We start from the raw sequence: 12,967 nt of genomic DNA, 5'->3' as shown, positions 1-12,967 counted from the left end.
CGCCGTCCACGTCCTGATCCCCGCCCTCCACGTCGTTCTCGAACTCGACCTCGTTCTCGACCTCCCGCTCGTTCTCGTTCTCGCTCTCGTCCCTCGTTCACTCACCCGCGTCCCCCGTCTCGTCGCCCGGCCACGGGTCGCGCAGCCACGCGTCGTCCGCCGGGGCCGGGCCCCCCTGTTCGAGCGAGGGCGAGAGCCTGGGGGAGGGGGCGAGCAGCTCGGCCAGGACGTCGTCGATGCCGAGCTGCTCGCCCTCGGAGCCCGGCGGCACCACCCGCAGCGTCCGCTCCAGCCAGGCCGAGACCTGGGCCGAGGGCGCCTCCAGGAGGGCGTCGCCGCAGGGCGAGCTCAGCGCCATCAGCACGACGCTGCGGCCCTCCGACTTCGTCGGCCACACCCGCACGTCCCCGTGTCCGCACGGCCGGAACACCCCCTCCACGAGCAGCTCGCGGGCGAACGTCCAGGCGACCGGATGGTCCGAGTCGACGTGGAAGGTGACATGGACGGCGAACGGGTCGTCGCTGCGGTAGCCGAGTCTGGCCGGGACGGGGATGCTGCGCTCTGGCGACAGGATGAGCTTCAGCTCCAGCTCGCGCTCCACCACGGTGTGATGCATGACGTTCTCCTCTCGGAACGGAACCCGCGACGGGCCCCGGGGGGCCTTCACGGACTGTCGTACGGGCCTTCGTGCGGGCCCGTACGAGTGGAGAGGGCGTGCACCCGGAACCATTACGCGGGTTCGGAGAACTTTTCCGTCGGCCGTGCGCACCGGGCCCCGGCGGGCGCTTTCGAACGTGTGAAGAGCCTGCACGGGGTTGCCCGGAAAGGTGGCCGTATGGCCAGAGCCGCCCTGGCTCACGCGCGCGTCTGATAAATGTGGTCCCCCCATCCCACCCCCGAGCAGATACGGGACGACGGACATGAGCGCCCCCACCCCGGCCCCCGGCGACGACAGGCCCCGTGAGGGGTACTACCCGGACCCTTCCATCCCTGGATACGTCCGGTACTGGAACGGTGCCTCCTGGGTACCGGGCACCAGCCGGCCCGCGCCGTCCGACGGCCGGCCGCTCACGAGCCCGTCCGGCGGGCCCGCGCCCTCCGTCGAGGAGACCGGCCCGCACTTCTTCGACGAGGACCCCGCGCCGGCCGACCCCTACGGCGGCCGCTCCGAGCCGGCCTCCGCCTGGGGCGCCGACCGCGCCCACCAGTCCGGCTTCGGCGGCGAACAGGACCGTCGCGTCTCCTGGGGCGCTCCGCAGGGCGCCGACCCGCGGGCCGCCCCGCCCGCCCCGGCGTAGCCCGAGGGCCGCTCGACGAGCACGGACGGCATGACGACGATCCCGCCCGCGGAGCCGGAGGACGGCGGCGCCCCCGGCGCCGGGGACGTGGTCTCCGGCGGCACGTTCGTCTTCCGCCGCCCGACCCCGGGCGCCGGAACGGCCGGTTCGCCGCCCGGCGCGCCCCCGTCCGGCGCCCCCGGGTTCGTCCCCGACGAGGGCAACGTCGCCTTCCGCGCGCCGGGCCCGCGCACGGCCCACCAGGATGCCGCGCCCGCCGCGTCCTTCGTTCCCGGCACGCAGGGACCGACGTCCGCACCGGCATCCCCGGCGGCGGCAGGCGGCGCCGCTCCCGCGAAGCCGGGGTTCGGCGCCGGCAAGGCGGCCGCCGAGCGGGCGGCGGCGTCGCAGGCAGCAGCCCCCGCGCCGCAGGCCGGTCCGGCCCGGCCCGCACCGGCCCCCGCCCCCGTCGCGGCGCCCGCCCCCCAGGGGCCCGCCGCGTTCCCGGCCGCGCCGCCCGCCGCGGCGGTCCCGCAGCAGCCCGCCGCCCCCCTGGGCGCCGCCGCCCCGGCCACCCCGGTCGCCCCCGTCGGTCCCGGTGGCGGGCAGCCCTCCTGGGCGCAGCAGGTGCACCGGCTCGCGGGGGCCGAGGACGGCCCCGTCGCGCCCTGGAAGCCGCCGGTGGACGACATCTTCCAGGCGGCGGCCCGGCGTCAGGCCTCGGCCCGTCCCGCGGGCCTCGGCAAGCGGCTGGTCGCCCGTCTCGTCGACACCCTCGTCCTCGCGGCCGTCACCGGCGCGGCCGCGGTGCCGCTCGGCGTGAGGGCACTCGACCACGTCAACGAGAAGATCGACGCGGCCAAGCTGACCGGGGAGACCGTGACCGTCTGGCTGCTCGACGGCACGACGTCGGTGTACCTGGGGATCGTCCTCGCCGTCCTGCTGGTGTTCGGGATCGTGTACGAGGCCCTGCCGACCGCCAAGTGGGGCCGCACGCTGGGCAAGAAGCTGCTGGGTCTGGACGTGCGGGACATCGAGGGCGGCGAGCCCCCGACCTACGGGGCGGCCGTGCTCCGCTGGCTCGTCTACAGCGTTCCGGGTCTGCTCGCCTTCGGGATCGTGGGCGTCGTCTGGGGCCTGTTCGACAAGCCGTGGCGGCAGTGCTGGCACGACAAGGCGGCGCACACGTTCGTCGCGGGCTGACCGCCCGCGCCGCTCCACTCGCCCGCCCCCCTTCGCCGCCCGCCCGCCCCCCTTCGCCGCCCGCCCTCCTTCGCCGCCCGCCCTCCCGCTCTCTCCCACCCGTGCTCTCCCGCGCGTGCCGGGTACCCCGTACGGCCGCTCGCCGGATGCGGAGCGCGGGGGTTCGGGGTCGACTCGGGGGCATGACCACCGAACCGCCCCCCGGCTCCGGCGGCGGCGAGCCGCCGGAGGACGATCCGTTCAGGAAACGGCCGCAGCAGCCCCCGCAGGGCTCGCCGTACGACACCCCGCAGGGGCCGTACGGCGGAGGCGCCGGGCAGCCCCCGCCCCCCGGTGGCGGCCCGTACGGCAACGACCCGTACGGCGGCGCCCCTTACGGAGGTGGCCCTTACGGGGGTGACCCGTACGGCGGGCAGCCCGCCGACCCGCTCGCCGGGATGCCGCCGCTCGCCGAGAGCGGCCGACGCACGCTCGCCCGGATCATCGACATGGTCATCGTCTTCATCGTGGTGACGCTGCTGGCATGGGCCTTCGGAGTCGCGCAGTACACCGTGAACGCCGACAAGATCCAGTTCGGCAAGACCTTCGGCCGGGAACTCGTCGCCGTGATCATGTACGTCGCGTACGACACGGTCCTGACCGCCAGATCCGGCCGGACGCTGGGCAAGAAGTGGCTCGGCATGCGCGTGGCCGACCTCGACAACGGCGCCACGCCCTCCGTGCAGACGTCGCTGATCCGCGCGCTGGTGCTGTGGGTGCCGTTCGCCTTCTGCTGCGCCTGTCTGTGGACGGCGATCTGCGGCGGCTGGAGCTATTTCGACAAGCCGTACAAGCAGGGCCTGCACGACAAGGCGGCCAAGACGGTCGTCGTCAGCACGGGCTGACGGCCGTCCGGCGGCGACGGCTCTCGTGCCGCCTGTTGGCCGAAACGTCAACTACCGTCGCTCGAAACACAGTTGTTGCACATCCCCCTGGTTGGCAGACTCGCTCCGCCGGCGCGTCACGCGCATGACGCCGGCAACGGGGCACTTCATCTCTCAGGGGGACCATCCATGTCACTCAGCACGCCCGAACGCGTCCTGGCCCGTACCGCGGCCGTCCTCGTACTGGCCCTGGGCATGGCCACCGGCACGACCGGCCTGCTGTCCGGGGCCGAGGCGCACGCCGCGCCCGTCACCCAGGGAACCTTCGGCTTCGGCGGAGACGAGGGCGACTACATCAGCGGCGGGCGGTCCTACGCCTACGCGACCGCCTCCCAGGACCGCTTGAGCATCTCCGCCGACAACGCCGACAACGCGGTCCACCTCCAGGCGGACGGAGCGAACGGCGACTGGTGGTCCCTGGACCTCGCGGCGCCGTCCGGCCAGGTCCTCGCGCCGGGCACCTACACCGGCGCCACCCGCCACCCGTTCAACGGACCGGCCGAGCCGGGGCTGGACCTCAGCGGCAACGGGCGCGGATGCAACACGCTCACCGGCCGGTTCACCGTTCTCGACGTGGAGTTCGGCCCGCAGGGTTACGTGAAGAAGCTCGACGCCACCTTCGAGCAGCACTGCGAGGGAGGCGCTCCCGCGGCGCGCGGCGAGGTCCACATCGACAACCCGGCCCCGCCGGCCCAGCTCGACCTCGGTCTCGCCGTGGCCCTGGACGGCACCGCGAGCGCCCTGAACGGCAAGGCCGCCCTGCACGGGACGGTGAGCTGCAGCAAGCCGGTGAGGGTGGACGTGTCCGGCAACGTCACCCAGGTGAAGAAGCAGAAACTCATCCGCGGCTCGTTCGCCGCGTCGGTGCCCTGCACGCCGGGCGCGCCCACGGCCTGGACCGCGACGGCCGTGCCCACCGGGGACACCCCCTTCCAGCGCGGAGACGTCGAGGTCGAGGCGCGGGCCGCGGCGACGGACCCGGACTACGCACAGCAGGTGACCGCGGCCGAGACGGTGGCGGTCCACCTCAAGCGCGCTTGAACCGGGAGGTCCCGGTCCGGGCCGGCCCGGACCGGGACCCTCGCGCGCCCGCTCCGGGCGGGATGCCGTGAAGGGCGGACACGCCGACGGCCCGCACACCCCTTGGGGGAGGTGCGGGCCGTCGGCGTGCAGGCTTCGGTGGCGTCGGGTGTCAGGGAGCGGTGGGCTCCCGGACGGGCTCGGGTGCCGAGGCCACCACGGCCGGCACGGGCGCCTGCACGGGCGCGTGCGCGGGAACGGTGACCGGGACGGTGACGCTGACGGACTGGGGCCGGCTCGCGGCAGCGCTCGCGGCGGAACGGGCCACGACGGTCCTCGACGGCTTCGGAGTCGGCACCGTCATGGCGACGAGCACGCCGAGCGCGACCGCGGCGACGACGATGACGGCGATCCCGGGGCCCGAACTCGTCTGTGACAGCAGCAGCATGGCGAGCGTCGAGAAGATGACGGTGCAGGAACCGTACGTGAGCTGTGCGACAGTCGGACGAGGCATGGCAATCGTGTCCTCGGAAGCGGGGGCGGTCTCGACTCTATTCGCCTGCATGCCCGAGTGGAGCGAACGGTAAGCGTGACCTAACCCACGGTGCCGGTGCACAGGGGGCGCACGGAGTCATGACGTCCATCAGGTGGACGGTCCCGCGCGCCCGCCGTCGTCCGTGACGGCCCGTCATGTTGCTGTCATGAGTCCGCAATGCGAACACCGGCTCCCGATAATGCATTTGACTTGTCCAAGTCAAGGTCTGTCTTTTCTTGCAAACCAGTAGTCAAATGGCGTCACTTGACTACACGCGTATAACAGCGCGCGGACCTTCCTTGACAGGGATCCCCTTTCCGCGCGCACAGGCGCGTGCGTGGGAGGACATCGAGTGAGCAGTAGATCCTGGACGTATCGGACGGTCGCGACCGTCGTCGCCCTGGCCGCGGCCTCGGCGACGTACACCACGTTCGCCGTGGCGCAGGCCGCCGAGAACGGCTCGGCGAAGGCCCCGGCGGTGGACCGGCGCGACCCGCAGCCGGCGAAGGCCAAGGAGCACGACTTCGACGGGCCGCTGAGCAAGACGCAGGACGCCCAGCGCGAGGAGGCGCTCAAGCAGGTCATATCCGGCAAGGCGTCGGTCAAGGACCGCAACGGGTCCAAGGTCGTCCAGCTCAAGAGCCGCAAGGGCGACAGCAAGTACGTCGAGCTGGGCCGCGAGAAGACCGACAAGATCTTCACGATCCTGGTCGAGTTCGGCGACCAGGTCGACGCCCGCTACGGCGGCACCGCCGGCCCGCTGCACAACCGGATAGCCTCGCCGGACCGGACCAAGGACAACTCCACGGCCTGGCAGGCGGACTACAACCAGAAGCACTTCCAGGACCTCTACTTCGGCGCCGGCAAGAACACCGAGTCGCTGAAGAAGTACTACGAGAAGCAGTCCTCGGGCCGCTACTCGGTCGACGGCGAGGTCACCGACTGGGTCAAGGTCCCCTACAACGAGGCCCGTTACGGCTCCAACAAGGCCTCCAACGGCGCCTGGTACGCGGTCCAGGACGGCGTCAACGCCTGGGTCGCCGAGCGGAAGGCCGCGGGCGCCACCGCGGCCCAGATCAAGGCGGAGCTGGCCCAGTTCGACCAGTGGGACCGCTACGACTACGACGGCGACGGCAACTTCAACGAGCCCGACGGCTACATCGACCACTTCCAGATCGTGCACGCCGGCGAGGACGAGTCCGCGGGCGGCGGCGCACAGGGCGAGGACGCCATCTGGGCCCACCGCTGGTACGCCTTCGGCACCGACGCCGGCTCCACCGGCCCGGACACCAACAAGCTCGGCGGCGCCCAGGTCGGCGACACCGGCATCTGGGTCGGCGACTACACCATCCAGCCGGAGAACGGTGGACTCGGCGTCTACGCGCACGAGTACGGCCACGACCTCGGCCTGCCGGACGAGTACGACACCTCCGGCGGCGGCGAGAACTCCACCGGCTTCTGGACGCTGATGTCCTCCGGTTCCTGGCTCGGCACCGGCAGGAAGGCCATCGGCGACCTGCCCGGCGACATGAACGCCTGGGACAAGCTCCAGCTCGGCTGGCTGGACTACGACGTCGCCGCGGCGGGCAGGAAGTCCAGCCACACGCTGGGCGTCGCGGAGTACAACACCAAGAACGCCCAGGCCCTCGTGGTCCAGTTGCCGGAGAAGAAGGTCACCACCGAGGTGGTCGCCCCGGCCGAGGGCGCCACGCAGTGGTGGAGCGGCAGCGGCAACGACCTGCGCAACACGCTCACCCGTGACGTCGACCTGACCGGCAAGTCCTCCGCCGCCCTCACGATGGACGCCTGGTGGGACACCGAGAAGGACTACGACTACGCGTACGTCGAGGTCTCCACGGACGGCGGCGCCAACTACACGCCCATCGACGGCACGCTGGCCGACGGCACCGCGATCCCGCGTGACGGCAGCGGCAAGCCCGCGCTGACCGGCACGGTCGCGTCGTACCAGAAGCTGACGTTCCCGCTGGACGCCTACGCCGGCAAGAAGGTCAGCCTGCGCTTCCGCTACGCCACCGACGGCGGCGTGGCCCAGAAGGGCCTCACGGCGGACGAGATCAAGGTGACGGCCGACGGCGCGACGCTGTTCTCGGACAACGCCGAGAGCGCCGACCCGGCCTGGAAGGCGACCGGGTTCTCGCGCATCGGCGGATCCGTCAGCGACGACTACGCGCAGTACTACATCGCCGAGAACCGCCAGTACGTGTCGTACGACAAGACCCTCAAGGTCGGCCCGTACAACTTCGGCTTCTCGACGACCCGCCCCGACTGGGTGGAGCACTACGCGTACCAGAACGGCCTGTTGATCTGGAAGTGGGACACCTCCCAGGCGGACAACAACACCAGCGCCCACCCCGGTGAGGGCCAGATCCTTCCGGTCGACTCGCACCCGACCCCGCTGAAGTGGGCGGACGGCACCGCGATGAACGCCCGTCTGCAGAGCTTCGACTCGACCTTCAGCACGTTCCGGACGGACGCGATCACGCTGCACAAGGCGGACGTCGCGGTCAAGATCAAGTCCCGCCCGGGCGTCCCGGTCTTCGACGACGGCAAGTCGACGTACTACGACGCCTCGACCCCGCTGTCGGGCGTGAAGATCACTGACACCAACACCTCGATCAAGATCGTCAGCGAGCCCGCCAACGGCTCCACGATCAAGGTGAAGGTCGGCCCCTCGGCGAAGTAGCCGACGTATTAGCAGGTCAGACGCGTATCGGCGGCAACCCCTGGCGGGTTGCCGCCGATCGTGTTTAGGTGCCTCCTGTGCCCTTCTTATTGACACCGAACTCGACACCGACTCGCACGGGGGTGTGACCGCATGGCCGCAGGAGGCTTCTGCAAGCTGCCGAACGGCAGGGTGGTGGTGGCGCTGAACCTGCCCCGTCCCGCCGTCCGAGAGGGCCTTGCGGGCCCCGCCGCGGACGTCCGCGTCCTCGTCCACGCCCAGAACCGGGCGCGCGCCCTGACCAGGCTGCGCAACCTGGGTCTGCGCGCCGTCTACCTGCGCGGCAACGCGGCTCCGCCGACCCCGGACGAGATCACGGCGGTCCTGCACCACCCCGACGGCCTGATATGGCGCACCCCGCCCGACAACGGTGTCGCGGCCGGCGTGACGGCCGGCCCGGAGCTGTGGCGGCCGATCAGGGCCCTGCTGAGGAACGCGGCCGCGTAGGGCCGCTCAGTACGCCTCGACGACGCGCACGTCCTCCTCGGAGACCAGGCCGTCCAGGATGCGGAACGAGCGGAACTGGAACTCGCCGAGGCCGTCGGTGTCGGCGGTGGAGACCAGGACGTAGTGCGCGCCCGGCTCGTTCGCGTACGAGATGTCCGTGCGGGACGGGTACGCCTCCGTCGCCGTGTGGGAGTGGTAGACGACCACCGGCTCCTCGTCGCGGTCGTCCATCTCGCGGTAGAGCTTCAGCAGGTCCCCGGAGTCGAACTCGTAGAACGTGGGGGACATGGCCGCGTTCAGCATCGGGATGAAGCGCTCGGGGCGGTCCGTGCCCGCCGGGCCCGCGACGACTCCGCAGGCCTCGTCGGGGTGGTCCTTGCGGGCGTGGGCGACGATCTGGTCGTGCAGGGCCCGGGTGATGGTCAGCATGGTCGTCAGGATAAGCAACCGGCGTGGGGCCGCGCGGCGGCGTTCCAGCGGCGGGGCGGTGAGCGACGGACGGGCCGCCCCGCACCGGCGGACGGTGCGGGGCGGCCCGCGTCGCGGACGTCCTGAGCGGCTGCCGGAGGGGGCGCCACGAGTGCTCCCTGCGGCCGGACGTCCCGGGGGTGGCCGGCGGTCGGTCAGCCGACCTTCTCGAGCTCCGGCTCGCGCCGGTCGGTGATCTGCGGGTTGCGGCGCTTGAGGACCGCCCAGCCGACGCCGAGGGCCGCGGCCCAGACCGCCATCACGTACAGACACACGCGCGAGTCGGCGTCGTAGGCGATCAGACCGGTGACGAACAGCAGGAACACGATCGCCACCCAGCTGAAGGCGGAGCCGCCCGGCGCCGGGAAGCTGGACGCGGGCAGCCGCCCCGCGACGACCGCGCGGCGGTACAGGACGTGGCTGATCAGGATCATCAGCCAGGTCCAGATGCCGGCCGCGGTGGCCACCGAGGTGACGTAGCCGAAGGCCTTCTCCGGGACGACGTAGTTCAGGACCACGCCGATGCCCATGAACAGCACCGAGACGGTGATGCCGAGGGCGGGCGTCTTCGTCGACGACAGCTTCCGGAAGGCCGCGGGGGCCTCGCCGCTCTCGGCCAGGTTCCGCAGCATGCGGCCGGTGGAGTACATCCCTGAGTTGCAGGAGGAAAGGGCCGCGGTCAGCACGACGAAGTTGACGATGCCGGCGCCCGCCGGGATGCCGATCTTCGCGAACGCCTCGACGAAGGGCGAGACGCCCGGTGCGAACTCGGTCCACTTCACCACGCACAGGATGACGGTGAGCGCGCCGACGTAGAACAGCGCGATGCGCCAGGGCAGGGTGTTGATCGCCTTGGGCAGCGTCTTCTCGGGGTTCTCGGACTCGCCGGCCGTGACACCGACGAGCTCGACGGCGAGGTACGCGAACATGACGCCCTGAAGGGTCATCAGGGAGGAGCCGACGCCCTTGGGGAAGAAGCCGTCGAAGGCCCACAGGTTGGAGACCGCGGCCGTGTCGCCGGCGCTGCTGAAGCCGAAGGTGAGGACGCCCAGACCGATGACGATCATGCCGATGAGCGCGGTGACCTTCACCATCGAGAACCAGAACTCCAGCTCGCCGAAGAGCTTCACGGAGATCAGGTTGACCCCGAACAGGACCACCAGGAAGACCAGCGCGGTCACCCACCGGGGCACGGCCGGGAACCAGTAGTTGACGTAGATCGCCGCGGCCGTCAGCTCGGCCATGCCGGTGACGACCCACATCAGCCAGTACGTCCAGCCGGTGAAGTAGCCGAAGAACGGGCCGAGGAACTCCCGCGAGTACTCCGCGAAGGAGCCCGAGACCGGGCGGTAGAGCAGCAGCTCGCCCAGGGCCCGCATGATGAAGAAGATGATCCCGCCCGCGAGGGCGTACATCAGGATGAGACTGGGGCCGGCCTTGGCGATGTTCGCCCCGGCGCCGAGGAAGAGCCCGACGCCGATGGCGCCGCCGATCGCGATCATCTGGACCTGGCGGCTGCCGAGTCCGCGTTCGTATCCCTCTTCGGGAGTGTCAGTGACAGCGGTGTCAGTGACCTTCTCGGAGGTCATGTGTGGTGCGCCTTTCTCCATGCCGAACCGGGCCTCTCGTCGGCCGCGGATCGGGTTTCGATCCCCCCGGATTGATGGAGCGATGCCTGGCCGGCGATCAACCGGCTCGGTGGCGCACCCGGCCGAACATACGGGTGGTGTTCGCCGGGCGGTCGTGAAGATTTATCACGCCCGCCATACTGATCAACCGGCGGGCGAGTGGCGCACGACACAAGAAGAAGCGGATGAACGAGACACAAAGAGGACACTCCCGGCCGTCGCGGTAACGCGATCGTTATCCGGATTTGAGCGTCCTCTGAGCGAACGGGAAGAGGGGCGAACTACGGCATAAGGGTCGTGACGAGGGTCTCCTGGAGGCCGCCCAGCCACAGATACGCCATCACCATCGGCTTGCGCGGGTCGTCGTCCGGCAACCGGTAGAGAAGGTCGGTGTCGTCCTCGTCGGTGATCTCCAGCCGGGAGCCGATCGCGAGCCGCAGGTCGTTCAGCGCCCGCAGCCAGGCCTGCGACTCCCGCGGCGACAGCTTCAGCACCGCCCCGCCCTCGCCGGCCGCCTCCGAGGCCAGCGCGTCCAGCGAGCGGACCACCGTCAGGGCGTTCTCGCGCTTGCCGGCCCGCAGGTCGTTCTCGGTGTAGCGGCGGAACTCGGCGGAGTGCGCCTTCTGCTCGTCCGCGGCCCTGGCGCCCGAGGCGCCCTCCGGGTCGGTGTAGGCGTCCGGGAAGAGCCTTCTGAGCACCGGATCGGCGGGCGGCTCGCTCGGACCCTCGGCGAAGAGCTCGGCGAGCGGATCGTCGGAGGCGTCCTCGGCGGGGCCGGGGCCGATCAGCTCCAGGAGCTGCACGGCCAGCGACCGGATGATGGAGATCTCGACGTCGTCGAGCGCGACGGCCGCGCCGCCGCCGGGGAGCGGTTCGAAGTGTCCAGGCATAGGAGGGCAGGCTACTTCCGGTCCTGCTGCAGGGTGGCCCACAGGCCGTAGCCGTGCATGGCCTGCACGTCGCGTTCCATCTCCTCGCGGGACCCGCTGGAGACGACGGCCCGGCCCTTGTGGTGGACGTCCATCATGAGCTTGGTGGCCTTGTCCTTGGAGTACCCGAAGTACGTCTGGAAGACGTACGTCACGTAGCTCATGAGGTTGACCGGGTCGTTGTGGACGATCGTGACCCAGGGGACGTCCGGCTCGGGTACGGCGAAGACCTCCTCCGCCGACTCGGTGCGTTCGATCTCAAGGGGAGCGGGTGACGTCACACCGTCCATGCTGCCACGCCGCACCGAAATCGTCACACCGACGAAAAGGGGGTAGCATCCCTTGCCGTGCTGCACACACCGGGGGACGGCCCCCGGGCCCCGGCCACGCCCGGGGTAACCGGAGAGTCACGGACAGGGTGAGGCAAGTGGACGTAGCGGACCTTGGGCTGCCGGTGGAAGTTCCGTCCACGGCGCTCTTCACGGACCAGTACGAGCTGACGATGCTGCAGGCCGCGGTGAAGGCGGGCACCGCCGAACGGCGCAGCGTGTTCGAGGTCTTCACCCGGCGGCTCCCGGAGGGCCGGCGCTACGGCGTCGTCGCGGGCACCGGGCGGGTCCTGGACGCGATCGAGAACTTCCGCTTCGGCGCCGACGTCCTGCGCTTCCTGCGCGAGCGCGACGTCGTCGACGAGGAGACCCTGGACTGGCTCGCCCGGTACCGCTTCTCGGGTGACGTGTGGGGCTACCCCGAGGGCGAGGTCTACTTCCCCGGCTCGCCGATCATGCGCGTCGAGGGCTCCTTCGCCGAGTGCGTCCTGCTGGAGACCGTGATCCTCTCCATCCTCAACCACGACTCCGCCATCGCCGCCGCCGCCTCCCGCATGTCCTCCGCCGCGGGCGAGCGCCCCCTGATCGAGATGGGCGCCCGCCGCACCCACGAGCTCGCCGCCGTCGCCGCCGCCCGCGCCGCCTACGTCGCAGGCTTCACCACCACCTCCGACCTGGCCGCCGGCTTCCGCTACGGCATCCCCACGGTGGGCACCAGCGCCCACGCCTTCACCCTCCTGCACGACAACGAGCGGGACGCCTTCCGCGCCCAGGTCGAATCCCTCGGCCGGGGCACCACCCTCCTGGTGGACACCTACGACGTCACCGAGGCCGTCCGGCTCGCCGTGGAGGTGGCCGGACCCGGGCTCGGCGCCGTCCGCATCGACTCCGGCGACCTCCTCCTCGTCGCCCACCGGGTCCGCCGGCAGCTCGATGAGCTCGGCGCGACCGGCACCCGCATCATCGTCACCTCCGACCTCGACGAGTACGCCATCGCCTCCCTGGCCGCCGCCCCCGTGGACGCCTACGGCGTCGGCACCCAGCTGGTCACCGGGTCCGGACACCCGACGGCCTCCATGGTCTACAAACTGGTCGCCCGCGCCGAGTCCGACGACCCAGGGGCGCCGCTCGTGCCGGTGGCGAAGAAGTCCACCGGCGGCAAGACCTCCATCGGCGGCCGCAAGTGGGCGGCACGCCGGCAGGACGCCCACGGCGTCGCCGAGGCCGAGGTCGTCGGCACCGGCGACGTGCCCGCCGAGCTGACCGACCGCCTGCTGCTCGTCGAGCTCGTCAAGGGCGGCGCCGTCGTCGCCCGCGAGCCCCTGGACGTCGCCCGCGACCGGCACGCCGCCGCCCGCGCCGGCCTGCCCCTGTCCGCGACCCAGCTCTCGCGCGGCGAACCCGTCATTCCCACGGAGTATGTCCACGACCGGTCGGGTAACTAGGGCGTGTGCCCGGCGACCGC

The 12,967-nt window shown here is 71.4% G+C and carries 11 protein-coding genes and 1 pseudogene; 6 read left to right on the top strand and 6 right to left on the bottom strand.

The annotated features are described in order from the left end of the window. Positions 1-97 precede the first annotated feature (97 nt). Entirely contained in the window at positions 98-616 is a 519-nt protein-coding gene (locus Sri02f_RS04305; RefSeq protein ID WP_108999690.1) for an SsgA family sporulation/cell division regulator, read from the bottom strand. A 304-nt stretch (positions 617-920) separates the two neighbouring features. Here Sri02f_RS04305 and Sri02f_RS04300 point away from each other — a divergent pair. The 3 genes and pseudogenes from Sri02f_RS04300 (at position 921) to Sri02f_RS04290 (ending at position 4,444) form a co-directional block, all read left to right on the top strand. After that, positions 921-2,480: pseudogene (locus tag Sri02f_RS04300) on the top strand (RDD family protein). Positions 2,481-2,662: 182 nt separating this feature from the next. Further along, positions 2,663-3,364: an RDD family protein gene (locus Sri02f_RS04295; protein WP_108999689.1), complete on the top strand. Its 702-nt coding sequence runs from the start codon at positions 2,663-2,665 to the stop codon at positions 3,362-3,364. A gap of 168 nt (positions 3,365-3,532) precedes the next feature. Then, entirely contained in the window at positions 3,533-4,444 is a 912-nt protein-coding gene (locus tag Sri02f_RS04290; RefSeq protein WP_108999688.1) for a hypothetical protein, read from the top strand. Between the two features lie 151 nt (positions 4,445-4,595). On the opposite strand, the gene Sri02f_RS04285 is transcribed toward Sri02f_RS04290, so the two are convergent. Beyond that, entirely contained in the window at positions 4,596-4,937 is a 342-nt protein-coding gene (locus Sri02f_RS04285; RefSeq protein WP_108999687.1) for a hypothetical protein, read from the bottom strand. Positions 4,938-5,310: 373 nt separating this feature from the next. Between Sri02f_RS04285 and Sri02f_RS04280 the strand changes: the two genes are divergently transcribed. Together Sri02f_RS04280 and Sri02f_RS04275 are read left to right on the top strand one after the other, a co-directional pair. Beyond that, entirely contained in the window at positions 5,311-7,662 is a 2,352-nt protein-coding gene (locus Sri02f_RS04280) for an immune inhibitor A domain-containing protein (RefSeq protein ID WP_108999686.1), read from the top strand. Between the two features lie 132 nt (positions 7,663-7,794). Further along, positions 7,795-8,148, top strand: a complete 354-nt coding sequence (locus Sri02f_RS04275; protein WP_108999685.1) for a hypothetical protein — start codon at positions 7,795-7,797, stop codon at positions 8,146-8,148. Positions 8,149-8,154: 6 nt separating this feature from the next. Here the strand turns inward: Sri02f_RS04275 and Sri02f_RS04270 are convergent, their stop codons facing one another. From Sri02f_RS04270 to clpS, 4 genes are all read right to left on the bottom strand, one after another. After that, a complete protein-coding gene (locus Sri02f_RS04270; protein ID WP_108999684.1) occupies positions 8,155-8,577 on the bottom strand; it encodes a M67 family metallopeptidase in 423 nt (140 codons plus the stop codon). Between the two features lie 194 nt (positions 8,578-8,771). Further along, on the bottom strand, positions 8,772-10,205 hold the full coding sequence (locus Sri02f_RS04265; RefSeq protein ID WP_108999683.1) for an amino acid permease: 1,434 nt from the start codon (positions 10,203-10,205) through the stop codon (positions 8,772-8,774). A gap of 320 nt (positions 10,206-10,525) precedes the next feature. Then, positions 10,526-11,134, bottom strand: a complete 609-nt coding sequence (locus tag Sri02f_RS04260; protein ID WP_108999682.1) for a DUF2017 domain-containing protein — start codon at positions 11,132-11,134, stop codon at positions 10,526-10,528. An 11-nt stretch (positions 11,135-11,145) separates the two neighbouring features. After that, positions 11,146-11,463, bottom strand: coding sequence for an ATP-dependent Clp protease adapter ClpS (gene clpS, locus Sri02f_RS04255; RefSeq protein ID WP_069769588.1), 318 nt, complete (start codon positions 11,461-11,463; stop codon positions 11,146-11,148). Positions 11,464-11,600: 137 nt separating this feature from the next. On the opposite strand from clpS, the gene Sri02f_RS04250 reads away from it, so the two are divergent. After that, positions 11,601-12,947 (top strand): nicotinate phosphoribosyltransferase, encoded by a 1,347-nt coding sequence (locus Sri02f_RS04250; RefSeq protein WP_108999681.1) that lies wholly within the window; start codon positions 11,601-11,603, stop codon positions 12,945-12,947. Positions 12,948-12,967: the final 20 nt, after the last annotated feature.

It is taken from the genome of Streptomyces rishiriensis (assembly GCF_003112535.1).
In the GTDB taxonomy this organism is placed as follows: Bacteria; Actinomycetota; Actinomycetes; order Streptomycetales; family Streptomycetaceae; genus Streptomyces; species Streptomyces rishiriensis.
The sequence above is the reverse complement of the archived record's forward strand: the minus strand, read 5'-3'. Positions and strand labels throughout refer to the sequence as shown.

Excerpts from the sequence above, each read along its gene's own strand:
- Sri02f_RS04260 (WP_108999682.1), bottom strand. The coding sequence starts at position 11,134 with ATGCCTGGACACTTCGAACCGCTCCCCGGCGGCGGCGCGGCCGTCGCG.
- clpS (WP_069769588.1), bottom strand. The coding sequence starts at position 11,463 with ATGGACGGTGTGACGTCACCCGCTCCCCTTGAGATCGAACGCACCGAG.
- Sri02f_RS04275 (WP_108999685.1), top strand. The coding sequence starts at position 7,795 with ATGGCCGCAGGAGGCTTCTGCAAGCTGCCGAACGGCAGGGTGGTGGTG.
- Sri02f_RS04290 (WP_108999688.1), top strand. The coding sequence starts at position 3,533 with ATGTCACTCAGCACGCCCGAACGCGTCCTGGCCCGTACCGCGGCCGTC.
- Sri02f_RS04270 (WP_108999684.1), bottom strand. The coding sequence starts at position 8,577 with ATGCTGACCATCACCCGGGCCCTGCACGACCAGATCGTCGCCCACGCC.
- Sri02f_RS04295 (WP_108999689.1), top strand. The coding sequence starts at position 2,663 with ATGACCACCGAACCGCCCCCCGGCTCCGGCGGCGGCGAGCCGCCGGAG.
- Sri02f_RS04265 (WP_108999683.1), bottom strand. The coding sequence starts at position 10,205 with ATGACCTCCGAGAAGGTCACTGACACCGCTGTCACTGACACTCCCGAA.
- Sri02f_RS04305 (WP_108999690.1), bottom strand. The coding sequence starts at position 616 with ATGCATCACACCGTGGTGGAGCGCGAGCTGGAGCTGAAGCTCATCCTG.
- Sri02f_RS04285 (WP_108999687.1), bottom strand. The coding sequence starts at position 4,937 with ATGCCTCGTCCGACTGTCGCACAGCTCACGTACGGTTCCTGCACCGTC.